This is a genomic window from Kitasatospora sp. NPDC053308 (assembly GCF_055585785.1).
In genome coordinates this window covers 197,182-216,506 of record NZ_JBVJJY010000014.1, presented here as the reverse complement: position 1 = coordinate 216,506, position 19,325 = coordinate 197,182, and the positions used below count along the sequence as shown (strand labels likewise).

General features: G+C 72.9%; 12 protein-coding genes, 1 pseudogene and 1 riboswitch. Of the genes and pseudogenes, 3 read left to right on the top strand and 10 right to left on the bottom strand.

The genetic code is table 11. The features are described 5' to 3' along the window. Positions 1-79 (top strand): annotated as a pseudogene (locus ACZ6Y7_RS27485) (ABC transporter ATP-binding protein); the annotation flags it as partial. Positions 80-139: 60 nt separating this feature from the next. Continuing rightward, positions 140-2,698, top strand: coding sequence for an ABC transporter permease (locus ACZ6Y7_RS27480; protein ID WP_465760605.1), 2,559 nt, complete (start codon positions 140-142; stop codon positions 2,696-2,698). Positions 2,699-2,925: 227 nt separating this feature from the next. Here ACZ6Y7_RS27480 and ACZ6Y7_RS27475 read toward each other — a convergent pair whose 3' ends face one another. From ACZ6Y7_RS27475 to ACZ6Y7_RS27445, 7 genes are all read right to left on the bottom strand, one after another. Next, complete coding sequence (locus ACZ6Y7_RS27475) at positions 2,926-4,293, bottom strand: NAD(P)/FAD-dependent oxidoreductase (RefSeq protein WP_465760604.1); 1,368 nt, start codon at positions 4,291-4,293, stop codon at positions 2,926-2,928. A gap of 428 nt (positions 4,294-4,721) precedes the next feature. After that, positions 4,722-5,657 carry a Ppx/GppA phosphatase family protein gene (locus ACZ6Y7_RS27470; RefSeq protein ID WP_465760614.1) on the bottom strand — a complete coding sequence of 312 codons (936 nt, stop codon included), beginning with the start codon at positions 5,655-5,657 and terminating at the stop codon, positions 4,722-4,724. A 2-nt stretch (positions 5,658-5,659) separates the two neighbouring features. Continuing rightward, entirely contained in the window at positions 5,660-6,328 is a 669-nt protein-coding gene (locus ACZ6Y7_RS27465; protein ID WP_465760603.1) for a DUF501 domain-containing protein, read from the bottom strand. Next, entirely contained in the window at positions 6,300-6,782 is a 483-nt protein-coding gene (locus tag ACZ6Y7_RS27460) for an FtsB family cell division protein (RefSeq protein ID WP_465760602.1), read from the bottom strand. The genes ACZ6Y7_RS27465 and ACZ6Y7_RS27460 overlap by 29 nt, the downstream gene beginning before the upstream one ends. Before the next feature lie 143 nt (positions 6,783-6,925). Further along, positions 6,926-8,212, bottom strand: a complete 1,287-nt coding sequence (eno, locus tag ACZ6Y7_RS27455) for a phosphopyruvate hydratase (protein WP_465760601.1) — start codon at positions 8,210-8,212, stop codon at positions 6,926-6,928. Between the two features lie 251 nt (positions 8,213-8,463). Beyond that, positions 8,464-9,249, bottom strand: coding sequence for a transglycosylase family protein (locus tag ACZ6Y7_RS27450; protein WP_465760600.1), 786 nt, complete (start codon positions 9,247-9,249; stop codon positions 8,464-8,466). A 5-nt stretch (positions 9,250-9,254) separates the two neighbouring features. Continuing rightward, positions 9,255-9,421, bottom strand: a riboswitch (cyclic di-AMP (ydaO/yuaA leader). A 251-nt stretch (positions 9,422-9,672) separates the two neighbouring features. Then, positions 9,673-11,022 (bottom strand): cytochrome P450 family protein, encoded by a 1,350-nt coding sequence (locus tag ACZ6Y7_RS27445; protein WP_465760599.1) that lies wholly within the window; start codon positions 11,020-11,022, stop codon positions 9,673-9,675. Positions 11,023-11,311: 289 nt separating this feature from the next. On the opposite strand from ACZ6Y7_RS27445, the gene ACZ6Y7_RS27440 reads away from it, so the two are divergent. Beyond that, positions 11,312-11,737, top strand: coding sequence for an SDR family NAD(P)-dependent oxidoreductase (locus tag ACZ6Y7_RS27440; protein WP_465760598.1), 426 nt, complete (start codon positions 11,312-11,314; stop codon positions 11,735-11,737). 90 nt (positions 11,738-11,827) lie between these two features. Here ACZ6Y7_RS27440 and ACZ6Y7_RS27435 read toward each other — a convergent pair whose 3' ends face one another. The 3 genes from ACZ6Y7_RS27435 to ACZ6Y7_RS27425 form a co-directional block, all read right to left on the bottom strand. Then, positions 11,828-12,853: a nucleoside triphosphate pyrophosphohydrolase gene (locus ACZ6Y7_RS27435; RefSeq protein ID WP_465760597.1), complete on the bottom strand. Its 1,026-nt coding sequence runs from the start codon at positions 12,851-12,853 to the stop codon at positions 11,828-11,830. Between the two features lie 506 nt (positions 12,854-13,359). Further along, the gene (gene mfd / locus ACZ6Y7_RS27430; RefSeq protein WP_465760596.1) at positions 13,360-16,989 is read right to left on the bottom strand and encodes a transcription-repair coupling factor; all 3,630 of its coding nucleotides are present in this window, start codon (positions 16,987-16,989) and stop codon (positions 13,360-13,362) included. Positions 16,990-17,684: 695 nt separating this feature from the next. Next, complete coding sequence (locus ACZ6Y7_RS27425) at positions 17,685-19,064, bottom strand: hypothetical protein (RefSeq protein ID WP_465760595.1); 1,380 nt, start codon at positions 19,062-19,064, stop codon at positions 17,685-17,687. Between the last annotated feature and the right edge of the window lie 261 nt (positions 19,065-19,325).

Sequence of the window (19,325 nt, the reverse complement as noted above, 5' to 3'; positions counted from 1 at the left end):
CGACGAACTCCACCACCCCACCGCCGACACCGTCCTGGACCGCATGCGCCGCTTCGACGCCAAGGGCCGCACCAGCTGACACCACGCCAGCCCGGACCCACCGGCCCGCAGCCCGACCCACGACTCCCCAGGACACCCCATGTATCGCACCGCACTGCGCAACGTGCTGGCCCACAAGGGCCGACTGCTGATGACGGCGCTCGCCGTCATGCTCGGCACCGCTTTCGTGGCGGGCACCATGGTCTTCTCCGACACCTTCGGCAAGGCCATGCGGGACAGCAACTCCACGAGCTACTCCGACGTCTCGGTCCAGGTGGTGGACCGCACGGCCGGCTCCGGTGCCGGCGCCAAGACGAAGGGCGAGAGCAACTCCGCAGCGCTCACCGACGCCACCGTCCAGCAGCTGGCCGCCCTGCCGGGCACCGCCGGCGCCCGCGGCGTGGTGAGCGGCTTCACCGGTGTCGCCGACCACCAGGGGAACCTGGTCGGCCAGTTCTGGGCCGCGCGGGGCGCCAACTTCGCGCCCGGCCAGGACGGCAAGGACCCGCGCTACCCGATGGCCGAGGGCCAGGGCCCGAAGAGCGGCAAGGAGATCGCGCTCGACCGCAAGACCGCCGACAAGGCCGGCTACAAGGTCGGCGACACCGTCCGGGTGGCCGCCAACGGCCCCGTGATCGAGGCCAGGCTCACCGGCGTCTTCACCACCGACGACCCGGTGGTGAACACCGGCGGCACGCTCACCCTCTTCGACAAGGCGACCGCCCAGCAGCTGCTGCTGGAGCCCGGCCGCTACAGCAGCATCGTCCTCACCGCCAAGCCCGGCACCTCCGAGGACGCGCTGCTCGCCCAGGCCACGGTCAAGGTGCCCGCCGGCCACCAGTTCGACGTCGAGACCGGCACCAAGCTCAAGGCCGACGAGCAGGAGATGATCACCAAGGGCACCGACAGCATGCGCACCATGCTGCTGGTCTTCGCCTTCATCTCGCTCTTCGTCGGCATCTTCATCATCGCCAACACCTTCACCATGCTGGTCGCCCAGCGCACCAAGGAGCTGGCCCTGCTGCGCGCCATCGGCGCCAGCCGCAAGCAGGTGACCCGCTCGGTGCTGGTCGAGGCCCTGGTGATCGGCACCGCCTCGGCGGCGGCCGGTCTGGTCGCGGGCATCGGGATCGGCGCGGGGATGCAGTCCCTGCTCGGCACCCTGAACGAGAACCTGCCCAGCGGCTCCCTGGTGGTCAAGCCGCTCACCGTCGTGGTGACCCTGGTGGTCGGCGTCGTGGTGACGGTGCTGTCGGCCCTGCTGCCCGCCCTGCGGGCCGCCCGGATCGCCCCGGTGGCCGCGATGAGCAGCGGCGACCAGCCCGCCTCCCAGAAGAGCCTGGTGGTCCGCAACACCATCGGCTCGCTGCTCGCCGCCGGCGGCCTGGCCCTGATCGGCCTCGGTGCCTCCACCGGCGACACCAGCGGCCGGATGCCGGTCGGCATCGGCGCCCTCCTCGCCCTGGTCGGCGTGTTCGTCCTGCTGCCGCTGCTCTCCCGGCCGGTGGTCGCGCTGATCGGCCCGCTGCTGCGCGGCCTCGGCGGCACCCCGGGCAAGCTCGCCCAGCAGAACGCGGTGCGCAACCCGCGCCGCACCGCGGCCACCGCCGCCGCGCTCACCATCGGCCTGACCCTGGTCAGCGGCCTCACGGTGATCGGCGCCTCGGTGGGCGACGTGGTGGACAAGGCCGTCACCAGCTCGATGAAGGCCGACTTCGTCGTCGGGGCCGCCAACGACATGAGCCTCTCCGAGCAGGTGTCCGCCCAGATCGCCAAGTCCCCCGGGGTGACCGCCTCCTCGCCGCAGACCAAGACCTACCTGGAGCTCAACGGCGCCGGGAGGACGGTCTCCGGCCTGAACGCGGACAGCTTCGACCAGCTCGTCCGGGTCAAGCTGACCAGCGGCTCCACCGCGGCCCTCGGCAAGGGCCAGCTGCTGGTCGACCAGGACGCCGCCAAGGAGCTCAAGGTCACCACCGGCTCGGTGCTGACCGTCTCCTACCCGGACGAGTCCACGGGGCAGCTGACCGTCGGCGGCGTCTACGAGAAGGGCGGCATGCTCGGCTCGGTCGTCCTGGCCAACAGCGAGATCGCCAAGCACGAGCCGAAGCCGTTCGTCTCCGACGTCCTGGTCAAGGGCGCGGACGGCGCCACGGACACGCTCAAGCAGACGATCAAGGACGCCACCGGCGCCAACCCGGTGATCGAGGTGAAGTCCCGGCAGGACGTCCGCGACGACTTCAGCCAGACCATCACCTTCGCGCTGAACCTGATGTACGGCCTGCTGGGGATGGCGGTCCTGATCGCGATCCTGGGCGTGATCAACACGCTGGCGATGTCGGTCTTCGAGCGCAAGCGCGAGATCGGGATGCTGCGGGCGATCGGCCTGGACCGCCGGGGCATCAAGCGGATGGTCCGTCTGGAGTCCGTGGTGATCTCGCTGTTCGGTGCCGGCATCGGCCTGGCGCTCGGCTGCTTCATCGCCTGGGCGATCAACGGCACCCTGAAGTCCAGCCTGGCCGGTCTGACCACCGTCCTGCCGTACGGGCAGCTGGCGCTGTTCCTGGCGCTGGCCGGGGTGGTCGGCCTGGTGGCCGCGATCTGGCCGGCCCGCCGGGCGTCCAGGCTGGACATCCTGTCGAGCATCAAGACCGACTGAACCCGCGGCCGGCCGGCGGACCACGGATCCCGACCGCCCGGAGGCGGGCGGCGGGACGAACACACAGAGAGAGCCCCTGCCGAACCATCGGCAGGGGCTCTTCTACTGCTGTACTCCGCCCGGTCGCAGGGCCGGCTGAGCACCACGGAGGTCGTGGTCCGGCAACGCTGCCGGGCGGAGGGCCTCCGACTCATACCCCGGCGCTCCCACACCGGGGTCTCAGTCGCTTACTTGCTCGCGAGTTCCTTGTCGGCGGCCGGCTTGGCGGCCTCGACGGGCTTGGTGGGCGGGGTGACCTCCTGGATCGGAAGCTGCGGCTTCTCCATCTGGGAGAGGCCGACCATCTCGCGCTTCAGGAACATCGCGAGGGTCCAGTCGGTGAAGACGCGCACCTTGCGGTTGAAGGTCGGCACCATCGCGCCGTGGTACAGGCGGTGGAACCACCAGGCCGGACGGCCCTTCAGCTTGTACTTGCCGAAGAGGATCGCCACGCCCTTGTGCAGGCCGAGACCGGCGACCGCACCCAGGTTCTTGTGCTTGTACTCCTTCTGCGGGAAGCCGCGCATGCCGGAGATCACGTTGTCGCCGAGGACGACGGCCTGGCGGCAGGCGTGCTGCGCGTTCGGCGGGCACCAGGCGCCCTCGCCCGCGGCGAGGTCCGGCACCTGGGCGTTGTCGCCGGCGGCCCAGACGTAGTCGAAGCCCTGGACCTGCAGGGTCGGCGCGGTGTCGACGTGGCCGCGCGGGCCCAGCGGCAGGCCGAAGTCGGCCAGCACCGGGTTGGGCTTCACGCCGGCCGTCCACACGATGGTGGAGGCGTCCATCTCCATGCCGTTCTTCAGCATGACGTGGCCGTCGACGCAGGAGTCCATGGAGGTCTCGATGTAGACCTCGATGTCGCGCTCTTCGAGCTTCTCCTTGGTCCACAGACCGAGGTCCGGGCCCATCTCCGGGAGGATGCGGTTCGCGGCCTCGACGACCACGAAGCGCATGTCGTCACGGCTGACGGTCCGGTACAGCTTGGACGCGTCGCGCGCCATGTCCTCGATCTCGGCGATCGTCTCGATGCCGGCGAAGCCACCGCCGATGACGACGAAGGTCAGGGCCTTGCGGCGGACCTCCGGGTCCGTGGTGGACTCGGCCTTGTCGAGCTGGGCCATGACGTGGTTGCGGAGGCCGATGGCCTCCTCGACCGTCTTCATGCCGATGCCGTTCTCCGCCAGACCCGGGATCGGGAAGGTGCGGGAGACCGAGCCGGTCGCGACGACCAGGTACTCGAAGGGCAGCTCGTAGCTGTCGCCGGCCGCGGGCTGGATGGTGGCGACCTTGCGGGCGTGGTCGATGCCGGTGACGGACCCGGTCAGCACCTCCGCCTGCTTGAGGGCGCTGCGCAGCGGCGCGACGAGGTTGCGGGGCGCGACGTTGCCGCCGGCCGCCTCGGGGAGGAAGGGCAGGTACGTCATGTACGACCGCGGGTCGACGACCGTGACGGTCGCTTCGCCGTAGCGCATCTTCTTGAGGATGCGCATCGCGGCATACAGGCCGACGTAACCACCGCCGACAATGAGGATGCGAGGACGCTCCGTGGTGCTCATATCCGAAAGTATCCAGCACCGTCCGGAGCAGCCTTCGTGAGCCCGGTCACAAGCTCACGGACCCCCCGTGCTACACTGCGCGGCCACAAATCCGGGCCGGGTGTTCACCTCTCCGACCCCTGGCGACCCCCCGGGAACGTGCGCCGGGGCACCACCCCGTTGAGCAGCAACGATCCGTACAGGGCCCGGGTTCCCGCAGGTGATTTCGATTTTCAAACCCCGGACGAGTCCTGGCCTGCGATCCAGCGGGCCCCGTACCCGGCGGGCCTTCGGTCCCACAATTCGGACGTAGCGGGCGGGTCGGTACGACGAATGGCCGGATCGCCATGTGAAGAAATTCACGAACTTTTCCGCACGGCCCCGGGCGCGTCCCGGCCCCGGCTCCCCGAAAGGGGCGCCGGGGCCGGTCGGGTAAGTCCCGCAAGGGCTCAGCGGGCGATACCCCAGGCGATGCCGTCCAGGATGTCGTGCTCGCTCACGACCACCTCGGCGGCGCCGGTGCGCTCCATGATCTCCAGCAGCTCCAGCGCTCCGGCCGCGATCACGTCGACCCGGCCCGGATGCATCGACGGGATCGCCGCGCGCTCGGCGTGCGTCGCGGCCAGCAGCTCGTGCGCGATCTCGGCGACCCGCTCCCGGCTGATCCGCGAGTGGTGGATCGCCGCCGAGTCGTAGTCCGGCAGGCCCTGGGCGATCGCGGACACCGTGGTGACCGTCCCGGCCAGGCCCACCAGGGTGGCCGCGCCGGTCAGCGGGACGACCTCCTCGGCCCTGTCCAGCTCGGCCCGCACGTGCGCCCTGGCCTCGGCGATCTGCTCGGCGGAGGGCAGTTCGGCGCCGCCGAAGTGCCGCTCGGTGAGCCGCACGCAGCCGATGTCCACCGAGCGCGCCGCCTGGACGTCGTCCGTCCCGAGCACGAACTCGGTCGAGCCGCCGCCCAGGTCGAACACCAGGTACGGGCCGGGGAACCGATCGCCGGTCAACTCCTTGGTGGCGCCCAGGAAGGACAGTCGGGCCTCCTCCTCGCCGCTCACCACCTCCGGCTCGACGCCCAGGATGTCGTGCACGCCCTTGGCGTACTCGTCGCTGTTCTCGGCGTCCCGGGAGGCGCTGGTGGCGACGAAGCGGACCCGCTCCGGGCCGACGCCGAAGCCGGAGATGACCTCCTGGTACTCCCGGCAGGCCGCGAAGGTGCGGGCCAGCGCGTCCGGGTGCAGCCGGCCGGTCCGGTCCACGCCCTGGCCCAGCCGGTTGACGATCATCCGGCGGTCGAGGTCGGTGATCTCGCCGGTCTCCGGGTCCAGGTCGGCGACCAGCAGCCGGATCGAGTTGGTGCCGCAGTCGATCGCGGCCACACGGGTCATGGTCACTCGGACTCCTGCTCCGCGGCGTCCTCGGCGGCGCGCTTCTTCGCGGCGCGCTCGGCCGCCTTCCGCTGCTTGGCGGCGATCACGGCCTCGTGGTCCTGCTCCTTGGCGCGGTTGCGGGCGACCCGCTCACCGGCCGCCTCGACCTCGGCCGGGGAGACGCAGGGGCCCTTGGCCCACCAGTCCTCCAGCATGCCGATCGCCTCGTCGCCGAGCGGGTTGACGCCCTCGCCGGCCGCCAGCGAGTGGCCGACCAGCACGTGCAGGCACTTCACCCGGTCCGGCATGCCGCCGGCGCTCGGGAAGCCCTCCAGCACCTCGATCGCGTCGCGCCGGGCGATGTAGTCCTCGTGCGCCTTCTGGTAGGCGGCGGCCAGCTCCGGGTCCTCGGCGAGCCGGGCGGTCTGCTCCTTCATCACGCCGTCCGCCTCCAGGGTGCCGATCAGCGAGGCGGCCTTGGGGCAGGTCAGGTAGTACAGCGTCGGGAAGGGCGTGCCGTCCGGCAGTCGGGGGGCCGTCTCGACGACGTCAGGGTTGCCGCAGGGGCAGCGGTGGGCCACGCCGCGCAGGCCGCGCGGCACCCGGCCGAGCTGGGCGGCGATGGCCGCGACGTCGGCGTCGGAGACGGCGGGGTGGTTCTCAGTGGTCATGGGGGGAGGTGTCTCCAACGGGGGACGGTGGGAGCGGAAGGGGGTGGGTGGGGGCCTGCGCGGCCGTGTCGGCGGCGTCGACCGAGTCCCAGATGCTGCTGTACCAGGGCTTGGCGGCCTTCGCCTGCCCGGCGGCCGCACCGGTGGCGGGGGCGCCGACGGCGGACGAGGACGGCTTGGCGGAGTCCTGCCCGGCCGGGTCCACCGCGATGTACGGGGTCTCCCCCGGCACCGCGTAGTGCAGCCGGGCGCGCGCCTGCGCCTTGACGTACTCCGGGTCCTGCCAGCGGGCCCTGTCCCGGCGCAACTGCTCGACCTGCTGGCGCGCGTGGTCGGCCTTCGCCCGCTGGGCGGAGATCTCGGCGCGCTGGGAGATGAACTGCCGCGTCGGGTAGGCGAGGATCGCCACCAGCGAGCAGAGCACCAGGACGAGGACGGTCGCCCGGCTCGTGAACCGAGGCCGGGCCGCCAAGCCCGGGATCCTCCAGCCTGCCATCTCCGGTATCCCCTCCTGGTCGCGACGGTGCCCCGCCGTCCACCCTACGGGGTGAACGGCGGGGCACCGGTCAGGCTTGCGCTACTCGCGGGTGCTCGGCCTCGTGCTCGCCGTGCCGACTACTCCGCGGAGCGGAAGCGCGGGAAGGCGCCGCGGCCGGCGTACTCGGCGGCGTCGTCGAGGATCTCCTCGATGCGCAGCAGCTGGTTGTACTTGGCGACGCGCTCGGAGCGGGCCGGGGCGCCGGTCTTGATCTGGCCGCAGTTGGTGGCGACGGCCAGGTCGGCGATGGTGACGTCCTCGGTCTCGCCGGAGCGGTGCGACATCATGCAGCGGTAGCCGTTGCGCTGGGCCAGCTCGACGGCGTCCAGGGTCTCGGTCAGCGAGCCGATCTGGTTCACCTTCACCAGCAGGGCGTTGGCGGTGCCGGTCTCGATGCCCTTGGCCAGGCGGGCCGGGTTGGTGACGAACAGGTCGTCGCCGACCAGCTGGACCTTGTCGCCCAGCTTGTCGGTCATGGCCTTCCAGCCGTCCCAGTCCGACTCGTCCAGCGGGTCCTCGATGGAGACCAGCGGGTAGGCGGCGACCAGCCCGGCGTAGTACTCGATGAGCTCGGCGGAGGAGAGCGCCTTGCCCTCGAACTGGTAGGCACCGTCCTGGTAGAACTCGGAGGCGGCGACGTCCAGGGCCAGCGCGATGTCCCGGCCGGGCACGTAGCCGGCCTTCTGGATGGCCTCGGTGATCAGGTCCAGAGCCTCGCGGTTGCTGTCCAGGTTCGGCGCGAAGCCGCCCTCGTCGCCGAGGCCGGTGGACAGGCCGCGCTCCTTCAGCACGCCCTTGAGGGTGTGGTAGACCTCGACGCCCCAGCGGACGGCCTCGGAGAAGGACTCCGCGCCGATCGGGGCGATCATGAACTCCTGGATGTCGACGTTGGAGTCCGCGTGCGAGCCGCCGTTGAGGATGTTCATCATCGGGACCGGCAGGACGTGCGCGTTCGGGCCGCCCAGGTAGCGGAACAGCGGCAGGTCGCTGGCCTCGGAGGCGGCGTGCGCGACGGCCAGCGAGACGCCGAGGATGGCGTTGGCGCCGAGCGAGGACTTGTCCGGGGTGGCGTCCAGGTCGAGCATGGCCTGGTCGATCAGGCGCTGCTCGGTGGCGTCGTAGCCGACCAGCTCCGGGCCGATCTGCTCGATGACGGCCAGGACGGCCTTCTCCACGCCCTTGCCGAAGTAGCGGTTCTTGTCACCGTCGCGCAGCTCCAGCGCCTCGAAGGCACCGGTGGAGGCACCCGACGGGACAGCGGCACGACCCGTGCTGCCGTCGTCGAGGCCGACCTCGACCTCGACCGTGGGGTTGCCGCGGGAGTCGAGGATCTCACGGGCTACGACGACATCGATGGACGGCACGAAGCATCTCCTTGCGGAAGCAGGGTCCGGCTGACGGTGGTGCTGTCGCCAGGACGATTGCGGAGTCGTTACGGACCAGAGCCTAACCGCCCGGGCTCCCGGGGCCACCTCCGCCTCGGTCCCGTCTCAGCGTGTGGCCCCGCTACCCACCGGTAGTTCACCTGCTTGTCCCACCTTGTCCCACCGCGCCGGGCGAATGCGGACGAAGGGGACCGGTACGGCCGGCCCCCTCCGCGCCCGGGCGTGGCGGGTCAGCCGAGGTGCAGCACCTGGCCCGGCAGGATCAGGTCCGGGTCGCCGCCGACGGTGGAGCGGTTCTGCTCGTACAGGGCGTGCCAGCCGCCGGACACGCCCTGGGCGGCGGCGATGGTCGACAGCGTGTCACCGGCGCGGACGGTGTAGTCGTGACCGCTCTGCGCGGACGGCTGCGCGGGGCTCGGGGCCGCGTGCCTGGGGACGTACTGCTGCGCCGACGGGTCGACGGGCTTCTCGGCCTGCTGGGGGGCGGCGTGCTTCGGGGCCTGCTTCTGGACGGGCTTGGCCTCGGACTTCTGGACCGGCTTCTCCACCGGCTTCTGGGCCTGCCGCTTGGGCGTCTGCTGCTGCGGGGCGGACTGCGGCTTGGCGTCCGAGGAGGTGTCGACCGACGCCGGGGCGCCGCCCTTGGTCAGACCGGCCTTCTTGGAGCAGACCGGCCAGGCGCCGGGGCCCTGCGAGGCGAGCACCTTCTCGGCGATCGCGATCTGCTGCCCCTTGCTGGCCTGGTGGGCCTGCGGAGCGTAGGCGGTGCCGCCGTACGCCTTCCAGGTGCTGGAGGTGAACTGCAGGCCGCCGTAGAAGCCGTTGCCGGTGTTGATGCTCCAGTTGCCGCCGCTCTCGCACTGGGCGACGGAGTCCCAGGTGGAGGCCGGGGCGGCGGAGGCGCCGGTGGCGGTGAGGAGCGGCAGCGCGAGTCCGACGCCGGCCACACCGGCGACGGCGATGGCCTTCTCGGCCTGGGTGCGACGACGATGACGGCCAGTTCCAACGAACAGCATGAAGAGGTCCCTCTCCGCACGCCTGCGAGGTGAGCTGTCGGGTTCGGACCGGGAGGTGGCCCGGCCGCCGTACGCGGAATCGGTTCCGCGCGGGCGGCTTCACCCCAAGCCGTGGGGACGGCAACAAACCTGGGTCCCCCGCCCCTGCCCAGGGTTCTGGTCGGTTTCCCGTGACGCGGCGGGCAGGATTCGGCGTTCCGCGCACGAGGTCCGCAGCTGCGAACTCCAGGGAGAGTAGACAGATCCTCAGACCAATCACAAGCTCATATCACGGATATCACACAGAAATTACGGCGCGTGTCCGATCGCCTACCAACGGCGGCGCTATGTCCGGATTGATGGGTGTTCACACCCCCGCCGGAGCCGCTACGGCGACGGTCCGTCAGCGCGTCGACCCGGCCGGAGTCCGCTCCCGCCGATTCGTCAAGGGCGCGGGACGGCGCGCGGAGGCGTATGCGGGGAGCGGCTCTCCGGGCTGAATTCCACCGGGAGTTCCCGCAGGCCACGCATGATGAGGCCGCCTCGCCAGCGCAGATTCTCCGGGCTTTCCGCGAGCCGCAGATCCGGCAGCCGGGAAAGCAGCGTGGCCAGCGCGGCCCGGCCCTCCAACCGGGCCAGCGGGGCGCCGATGCAGTAGTGGATGCCGTGCCCGAAGCCCAGGTGCGGGTTGTCCGTTCGGGCCAGGTCCAGGGTGTTCTCGTCGGCGAACCGGGCCGGGTCGCGGTCCGCGGCCGCCAGCACCACCAGCACCGGATCGCCGACCGGGATGTCCACCCCGCCGATGGACAGCGGCTGCGTGGCGAACCGCCAGGTCGCCAGCTCCACCGGCCCGTCGTAGCGCAGGAGTTCCTCGATCCCCGTCTCCAGCAGCGCGCTCTCCCCGCGCGCCACCGACTCCTGCAGCAGCCGGCGCTGCCCCGGGTTGCGCAGCAGCGCGTACGTCCCGTTGCCGATGAGGTTCACGGTCGTCTCGAAGCCCGCGAACAGGAGGATGAACGCCATCGCGGCGGCCTCCTTCTCGGTCAGGTGCTCCCCGTGGTCGCTCGCCCGGATCAGGCCCGAGATCAGGTCGTCCCCGAGGTCCGCGCGCTTGCGGTGGATCAGCTCCAGCAGGTACGCCCGCATCCGCTTCACCGCCCGCCCCACGCCGCCGCGTTGACCGCCACCGTGTCGGATCATCATCCCGGCCCAGTCGCGGAAGTCGTCCTGGTCCTCGGCGGGCACGCCCAGCATGTCGCAGATCGCGTAGATGGGGAGCGGGAAGGCGAACTCGTGGATCAGGTCCGCCGAGCCGCGCTGCGCGAAGCCGTCGATCAGCCGGTCGGTGAGCTGCTGCACCCGCGGCTCGAACTCCGCCACCCGGCGCGGGGTGAACGCCTTCGACACCAGCCGGCGCAGCCGGGTGTGGTCCGGCGGGTCGATGTTCAGCAGGTGGGTCATCAGGTCCGCCTGCCGCTCCCCCGGGATGCCCACCCGGCCGGTGCGGTGCGCCTGCTCGCTGTGGTGCGCCGGGTTCTTCGACAGCCGGCTGTCCGCGAGCGCCTGCCGGGCGTCCGCGTACCTGGTCACCAGCCACGCCTCGACGCCGCTCGGCAGCGTGGTGCGGTGCACCGGGGCGTGTTCCCGCAGCCACGCGTAGGCGGGGTACGGATCGGCGGCGAACTCCCAGGTGAACAGCTCCGGGGCGGGGGCGCCGGGCTGCGCGCCGGAGGGTCGGTCGGAGGCGTCGGACGGCGTGGCGGCGGGCCGCGCGGGGTCGGGCTGAGCTGGCATGGGACGACCGTATCCGGTGGGTGCGCGCGCCCCGTCCGTCGGCGGCCCGCGACCCCCTCGTCAACGGCGTGCGACCGGCGCGCCAACGCTCCGTGGACGACGCGTGGCCGGTTCGTGGACGGCCCGTGGACAGTCCGTGGCCGGGTCTTGGGCAGCTCTTGGCCGGACACCGGGCGTGAGCCTGGTCACCTGAGGGGTAATCCCTGTTGCGGAGGGTCAGGACGTGCCTACGATCCTCCGCAGTACGCGTGGGCGCCGGTGCGGTGTCGCCCACAGGGAGGAGCAGACCATGCGGGTCAGCGGGTCAGTCGTCGTCATCGCGGTACTCGACGGCGGGTCGGGCGCCGACCTCGCCCGCCGGTTCGCCGCGGCCGGCGCCGCCGGAATGCTGATCGCCGACCAGCACGTCGGGGTCGCCGAGGACCTCGCCGCCGAACTCGACCGGCCGGGCTGCCCCGTCGTCGGCGTCTCCGGCGACATCCGCCGCCCCAGCGACGTCGCCGCCCTGGTCGACACCGCGGAGAAGCACCTCGGGCCGATCGACCTGTTCGCCGTCGCCGGCCCGGCCGGCGAGCGGATCATCTCCCTCGCCGACCTGCCCGACCACCTCGACCTGGAGCGCCTCGCCGAACTCGTCGTGCTCATCGGCGAGGCCATCGGGGACGTCGTCCCGCCGCAGCGGCGCCCGGTCGAGCACACCGCCACGGCGGCCTGAGGGCCCTCCGCCCGCCCGTCCGTCCGTCCGCCTATCGTCCGTCTGTCGCCTGTCCGCCGGCGGATCGGCGGTTGCCGGCTGCTGCCCCGGTCACGCCTCGTCCGGCGCGAGGCCCTCGGCCGCGCGCACCGCGTCCCGGTAGCCGCGCGCGGCCGCGCGCAGCGCCGCGTCCACGTCCACCCCGGCGTCGTGCGCCCGCTGCGCCACCGCGAGCAGCAGCCGGCCCGCCGACCGCGCGGTCAGCTCGGCCGGCAGCTCGTACGGCTCGTCCGGCACACCCGTGAAGCCCGCGCGGCGCACCCGCGACACCAGCTTCGCCGCGTACGCCAGGGAGGGCAGTCCGGCCGGCACGCCGTCCAGGACCGACTCGCGGTCCGCCTTCTCCGCGGCCTTCAGCTGCTCCCAGTTCGCCTCCACCTCGGCGGCGCCGCCGGCCTCGACGTCCCCGAACACGTGCGGGTGCCGGTACACCAGCTTCTCGACGATGTCGCCGGCCACGTCGTCGACCGTGAACGGCTCGGTCGGGTGCTCCTCGGCGATCCGGGCGTGGAAGAACACCTGGAGCAGCACGTCGCCCAACTCCTCGCGCAGCGTCTCCCGGTCCCCCTCCTCGATCGCCTCGACCAACTCGTAGGCCTCCTCGACCAGGTACTTCACCAGGCTCTCGTGCGTCTGCTCGGCGTCCCACGGGCAGCCGCCCGGCGAGCGGAGCCGGTCCATCACCGTCACCAGGTCCAGCAGCCGCGACCCCGGCAGGTCGTACGAGCCCGGCAGCACCTCGATCTCCGGCACCTCACCGGCCCGCTCCACCGCGAGCCGCGCCAGCGCGTCGGTCAGCCCCGGGTCCCCGTCCGGGCTCCCCAGCCACACCGTCGGCCCGACCGCGGCCGGCTGCTCGGTCAGCAGCCGCGCCAGTGCGGGCGCCGACCCGGCGTCCACGACCTCGACCGCCACCCCGGCCTGCCGCACCGCCGCCACCTGCGGATGCCCCTCGTACCCCGCCAGCACCCGCCCCGCCGACCGCAACGCCTCCCACGCCGGCCAGGCCAGCAGCCCGGGGGCCACCCGGTGGGTGGTGGTCAGCAGGATCAACTTCGCGCCGGGAGCATTCGTCATCACACCCTCGAACCTACCCGCCCGCCCCCGGCACCGGAGGTCGAGGCCCGGGCGGAGGCCCACCGCGCAGCCGGTCGGACCCGCCGTCGTCCCGCTCCCCGTCGGCGGCGGCCCGGGAGGCCCCGGAGGCCCCGGAGGCCGCGCAGGGTCGGGGCCCGGCGGTCGGCGGGGCGTCCCGGCGAACCGCCCGGCGGAGCCGGGACGGCGAAGGGGGCGGTCGGCGGGGCGTCCCGGCGAACCGCCCGGCGGGGCCGGGACGGCGAAGGGCCCGCGGGTCGCGGCTCGGCCGTTCCCCGGGCGCGGGAAGTCGGACCCGCCGACGTCCCGGTTCACGCAGGGGCCGCGACGGGCCCCCCGGCCGGCGGCCCTGCGGGGGAGTCGGGCCGGCAGCCGTCCGGGTCCGGGCGGAACGCCGGAGGCCCGACCGGTCGGAAAGGCCCGGGACGCGGCAACGGCGGCCCCGGGGCGGCGCCCGGAACCGCCGCGGACCGCGGGGGCGGGCGGTGCTACTTCTTCGCCCCCGCCAGGTCGTCGAACATGGCCGACAGGAACTCCCGGCACCAGCCCAGCAGTTCCCGGCCGACCAGCGGCTTGCCGCCGATCCGCCCGGTGCTCGGCCGCGGCACCAGCAGCTGCTGGGCCGCCGCCTTGACCTGGCTGCGCGGGTAGAGCCGGTTCAGCCGCAGCTGCTGGGACTCCCGCAGCTCCACCGGCCCGAAGCGGACGTTGGAGCCCTGCAGGGTGATGTCCGCGATGCCGCACCGCCGGGCGTACAGCCGCAGCGCGGCGACCAGCAGCAGGTTCTCCACCGGCTCGGGCAACTTGCCGTAGCGGTCCACGAGTTCGTCGCGGACCTGCTTGATGTCGTCCTCCGAGTTGACCGCCGCGATCGAGCGGTACGCCTGCAGCCGCAGCCGCTCGCCGGGCGCGTAGTCGTGCGGCACGTGCGCGTCGACCGGCAGCTCGATCTTCACCTCCAGCGGCTCCTCCTCCGGCTCCCCGCCGCTCGCCAGGGACTCGCGGAACTCGGCCACCGCCTCGCCGACCATCCGCATGTAGAGGTCGAAGCCGACGCCCGCGATGTGCCCCGACTGCTCGCCGCCGAGCAGGTTGCCGGCGCCGCGGATCTCCAGGTCCTTCATCGCGACGTACATGCCGGCACCCATCTCGGTGTGCTGGGCGATGGTGGCCAGGCGCTCGTGCGCGGTCTCGGTGAGCGGCTTCTCCGGCGGGTACAGCATGTACGCGTAGCCGCGCTCGCGGCCGCGCCCGACCCGGCCGCGCAGCTGGTGCAGCTGGGAGAGGCCGAAGGTGTCACCGCGCTCGACGATCAGGGTGTTGGCGTTGGAGATGTCGATGCCGGACTCCACGATCGTGGTCGACACCAGGACGTCGAACTCCTTCTCCCAGAAGTCGACGACGACCTTCTCCAGCTGGGTCTCCCCCATCTGTCCGTGCGCGGTGGCGATCCGCGCCTCGGGCACCAGGTCCTTCAGCCTGGCGGCCGCCTTGTCGATCGACTCCACCCGGTTGTGGATGTAGAACACCTGGCCCTCGCGCAGGAGTTCACGCCGGATAGCGGCCGAGATCTGCTTCTCGTCGTACGGTCCGACGAAGGTCAGCACCGGGTGCCGCTCCTCCGGCGGGGTGGTGATGGTGGACATCTCCCGGATGCCGGTGACCGCCATCTCCAGGGTGCGCGGGATCGGGGTCGCGGACATCGTGAGCACGTCCACGTTGGCGCGCAGCTTCTTCAGCTGCTCCTTGTGCTCGACGCCGAACCGCTGCTCCTCGTCCACGATGACCAGGCCGAGGTCCTTGAACCTGGTCTCCGAGGAGAACAGCCGGTGGGTGCCGATGACGACGTCCACCGAGCCCTCGAACAGCCCCTCCAGGACGGCCTTGGCCTCGCTGTCGGTCTGGAAGCGGGACAGCGCCTTCACCGTCACCGGGAAGTTGGCGTACCGCTCGGCGAAGGTCGAGAAGTGCTGCTGCACCAGCAGCGTGGTCGGCACCAGCACCGCCACCTGCTTGCCGTCCTGGACGGCCTTGAAGGCGGCCCGCACGGCGATCTCGGTCTTGCCGTAGCCGACGTCGCCGCAGATCAGCCGGTCCATCGGGACGGACTTCTCCATGTCGGACTTGACCTCGGCGATGGTGGTCAGCTGGTCCGGGGTCTCCGCGTACGGGAAGGCGTCCTCCAGCTCGCGCTGCCACGGGGTGTCCGGACCGAAGGAGTGGCCGGGGGCGGCCATCCGCGCCGAGTACAGCTTGATCAGGTCGGCGGCGATCTCCTTGACCGCCTTCTTGGCCCGCTGCTTGGTCTTCGCCCAGTCCGCGCCGCCGAGCCGGTGCAGCGTCGGGGCCTCGCCGCCGACGTACTTGGTGACCTGGTCCAGCTGGTCGGTCGGCACGAACAGCCGGTCGCCGGGGTGGCCGCGCTTGGCCGGGGCGTACTCCAGCACCAGGTACTCGCGGGTGGCGCCCTGGACGGTGCGCTGCACCATCTCCACGTACTTGCCGACGCCGTGCGCCTCGTGGACGACGTAGTCGCCGGCGACGAGCGCCAGCGGGTCGATGGCGTTGCGGCGGCGCGAGGGCATCCGGCGCATGTCCTTGGTGGAGGACTTCTGGCCGGACAGGTCGGTCTCGGTGATGACCGTGAGCTTCAGGGCCTCGTCCACGAAGCCGTGCTCGATCGAGCCGCAGGAGACGTACACGACGTCCCGGGTGGGCGCCTCGGCGAGGTCGGCGACCAGGCGGGCGGGGATGCCCTCGTTGCCCAGCACCTCGGCGAGCCGGGAGGCCGGGCCGTGGCCCTCGGTCACCATGACGACCCGCCAGTCCGCGGCCAGCCGCTCCTTGGCGTCGGCGATCGCCCGGGCGGTGTCGCCCCGGTAGGCCTCGACGGCGTGCATGCCGAGGGTCAGCGTGTTGGCGTCGAACTCCAGGATGCCGTCCACCGTCGACTCGCTGGTCGCGAACGGGCTGACGGACCACCAGGGCAGCCCGATCTGGTCGGCGTGCTCGCGCACCTCGGCGAGCGAGCGCAGCGAGGCGGCGGAGACGTCGATCGCCTCCAGGTCGATCGGCCGGTCCCCGCCGGCCGCGGCCGCGACCCAGGAGGCGTGCAGGAACTCCTGGCTGGTCGCCACCAGGTCGGCGGCCCTGGTCCGGACCCGCTCCGGGTCGCAGACCACCGTGACGGAGCCCAGCGGCAGCACGTCGAGCAGCAGCTCCATGTCGTCCACCAGCACCGGCGCCAGCGACTCCATGCCCTCGACCGCGATGCCCTCGGCGATCTTGTCCAGGATCTCGGCCAGCCCCGGGTGCTCGGCGGCCAGCTCGGCGGCCCGCGCCCGCACCTCGTCGGTGAGCAGCAGCTCGCGGCAGGGCGGTGCCCACAGGCCGTGCTCGGCGATCTCCAGCGAGCGCTGGTCGGCGACCTTGAAGTACCGGATCTCCTCGACCTCGTCGCCCCAGAACTCCACCCGCAGCGGGTGCTCCTCGGTCGGCGGGAAGACGTCCAGGATGCCGCCGCGGACGGCGAACTCGCCGCGCTTCTCGACCAGTTCGACCCGGGCGTAGGCGGCCGCGGCGAGCCGGCGGGCCACCTCCTCCAGGTCGTGCGACTCCCCGCGCCGCACCGCCACCGGCTCCAGCTCGGCCAGCCCCTTCACCTGCGGCTGCAGCACCGAGCGGACCGGGGCGACGATCACCTGGACCGGCCCGGCCGCCGGGTCGTCCGCCCGCGGGTGCACGATCCGGCGCAGCACGGCCAGCCGACGGCCGACGGTGTCCGAGCGCGGCGACAGCCGCTCGTGCGGCAGGGTCTCCCAGGCCGGGTACTCGGCGACGGCGTCGGGGGGCAGCAGCGAGCGCAGCGAGGCGGCCAGGTCCTCGGCCTCCCGGCCGGTCGCGGTGACGGCCAGCACCGGGCGGCCCCGGTCCCCCGCGGCCTGCCCGGCGAGCGCCCGGGCCAGCGCGGCGATGGCGAACGGCCTGGCGGCGGGCGGTCCGACCAGGTCCAGGTGGCGGCGTCCACCGGCCGCGGCTCCGGCGGCGGTGGCCGCCTCGATCGCCTCGGCGAGCGCCGCGTCCCGCGCGACGACATCGAGCAGTCCGGTCAGGCTCATCTGGGGTCTCTTCTTCGTCCCGTGGCTGGAGCTGCCCCCGGGCGGCGAGGGCCGCCAGGGCAACGCGAACGGCCCGGCACGCCGAGCGGCCGGGGGTCTCCAGCCTACGCCGCGGCACGGACGGGCACGCGGCGTACGGCCCCGGCGGGGCCGGGCGGGGACGAACCACCGGACGGAACACCGGACCGACCGGTGGACGAACCGGGCGGCCGCGGGAGCCGGTCCGGGCACGGCTATCCGCCACGAACTGGACATACTCCTGTCACTGGCCGTCCATGGAGATCGCGCACCATGGTGAACGTGCCCGCCGCACCCAACCGTGGGGGATGGCTGTGGCGGCACTGTCGCACCCCCGATGGGGGTCGGAGGTGCGAGGCCGGGCGACCCTGGGTGGGGGCGCCCGCCCAAGCGCCGGGAACCGTGGCGCCCTTTCCTGGAGGGCGCCACGGGTCTCGGCCTCCTTCGTCCACCCCCCCGCGCGCCCTCGCCGGGCCGTCCGCGCCGTCCCGTCCGGGGCTCCGGACGTCCACGCCCGCGCCGCCCGCGGCCGCGAGGCGAACCGCGCGCCGACCGCCGACCGCCGACCGCCGACCGCCACCAGCGGAGCACGCCGGGGCCCCGACCACCCGGCGCAGGCGGTCAGGGCCCCGGCACGCGAAGCCCGCCCGACCCGCAGGGGCCGGCCGGGCGCTCCGTCAACGGCGTCGGTAGCTGACGGTGTTGGGGGTCGCGTAGTCGCTGCCGTCGTCCACGATGATGATCTTCGGGATGATCCGGGTCTCGTCCTCCGGCTCCTGCTCGGCGCCGGCCTCCGCGCCGGCCTCCGCCTCGGACGGCACGGCGGGCGGAACGGCGGGCGGCGACGCGGGCTTCGGCGGGACGGCCGCCGGGGCGACCGGACCGGTCACCACGCCCTCGCCGGACGCCTCACCGGAAGCCCTGACGGCCGCCGCGGCGCCCCCGCCGACCACCGGCGCCCGCAGCACCGCCGTGGCCTTGTCTTTGGTCAGTTTGGTCTGCGCGGGAGCCGCGACCTTCGCCGAGGCCTTCCGCAGGTTGTCCACCGGGATCTCACCGGTGTCCGCCTCCGAGTCCGGCGGGGCCGCGTCGGCGGCCGCGTCCACCGGAGCCGGGTCGGCCGGCTCCGGATCCGCCGAGGCGGTCGAAGCCGCCGCCACGGCCCCCGCGGTCTCGATCTGACCGACCGCCGCCCCGGTGAGCGAGGCCAGCGTGGCCTTGATGTGGTCCAGGTGCTGCTGCACCGTCTCCAGCCGGGCGTCGAACTCGCGGTGCTCCCGCTCACTCGCCGCGTTGATCTTCTCGGCCTCCCGGCGAGCCTGCTCGATCAGCTGGTCGGCCTTGGCCTGGGCGTCCGTCTCCAGCTGCTTGATCTGGTTCAGCACGGTCTCGCGGTGCTGCTCCGCCTCCTTGAGCCGGCGCTCCGCGGTCGCGGAGACCTCGGCGTCCTCGGCGTCGGCCTGGGCCTCCAGCGCGGCGAAGGTCTCGTCGGCCTTGCGGCGCCGGGCGGCCAGCTCGGCCTCGGCCTGCTCGCCGGCCTCGGCGGCGGCGACCCGCACCTTCGCGGCGTACGCGGTCGCGGCGTCCCGGGTGGCGCGGCTCTCCCGGTCGGCCTCGGCGCGGATGCCCTCGGCCTCGGCGCGGGTGCGCTCCTCGGTGCGGCGGGCCGAGGCGTCGGCCTCGGCGCGGACCGTGGTGGCGTACTCCTTGGCGGCCCGGTCGGCCGCCTGCCCGGCCTCGTAGACCTCGTCCCGCAGGTCCTCGGCGAAGCGCTCGGCCTTCTCCCGGACGGCGCGCGCCTCGTTCTCGGCCATCACGGCCAGGGCCGCGGCCTCCTCGCTGAGCACCTGGTAGTCGGGCTCCGGGGCCTCGTCGGCGGCCCTGCGGATGTCGGCCAGGCGGGCCTCCATCTGCCGGATGCCGGCGCCGAGGACGCTCAGCCGTTCCCACGCCTCGTCGCGCTGCGCGGTGAGCGCGGCGAGGGCTCGCTCGACCTGATCGGGCGCGTAGCCGCGCCGGGCCTGGGTGAAGCCGTACTGGGGGACGGCGTCGCTCATGGGCTCTTCCCCTCGTTTCGCGGGCTGCGGAGCCCATGATCGGACGGAACGGCCGGATCCGGAACCGGTTCGGAGTCCGGGGCCGGATTCGGTCGTCGTGCGGACCGGAATACGTCGAGGACGGGACGAATAGACCCATCCTCTTGACCTATTTTGCGCAGATCCGGACGAAACCCCAACGAGGCACAGCCGCGCCGATACGCCGGAGGGGCCGTTCCGGACACCGGAACGACCCCTCCCCACCTGCGAGGATCCGCGACG

Bases quoted from the DNA above. Each gene is read 5' to 3' on its own strand.
- ACZ6Y7_RS27480 (WP_465760605.1), top strand. From the start codon at position 140: ATGTATCGCACCGCACTGCGCAACGTGCTGGCCCACAAGGGCCGACTG.
- ACZ6Y7_RS27475 (WP_465760604.1), bottom strand. From the start codon at position 4,293: ATGAGCACCACGGAGCGTCCTCGCATCCTCATTGTCGGCGGTGGTTAC.
- ACZ6Y7_RS27470 (WP_465760614.1), bottom strand. From the start codon at position 5,657: ATGACCCGTGTGGCCGCGATCGACTGCGGCACCAACTCGATCCGGCTG.
- ACZ6Y7_RS27450 (WP_465760600.1), bottom strand. From the start codon at position 9,249: ATGCTGTTCGTTGGAACTGGCCGTCATCGTCGTCGCACCCAGGCCGAG.
- ACZ6Y7_RS27445 (WP_465760599.1), bottom strand. From the start codon at position 11,022: ATGCCAGCTCAGCCCGACCCCGCGCGGCCCGCCGCCACGCCGTCCGAC.
- ACZ6Y7_RS27440 (WP_465760598.1), top strand. From the start codon at position 11,312: ATGCGGGTCAGCGGGTCAGTCGTCGTCATCGCGGTACTCGACGGCGGG.
- ACZ6Y7_RS27435 (WP_465760597.1), bottom strand. From the start codon at position 12,853: ATGACGAATGCTCCCGGCGCGAAGTTGATCCTGCTGACCACCACCCAC.
- mfd (WP_465760596.1), bottom strand. From the start codon at position 16,989: ATGAGCCTGACCGGACTGCTCGATGTCGTCGCGCGGGACGCGGCGCTC.
- ACZ6Y7_RS27425 (WP_465760595.1), bottom strand. From the start codon at position 19,064: ATGAGCGACGCCGTCCCCCAGTACGGCTTCACCCAGGCCCGGCGCGGC.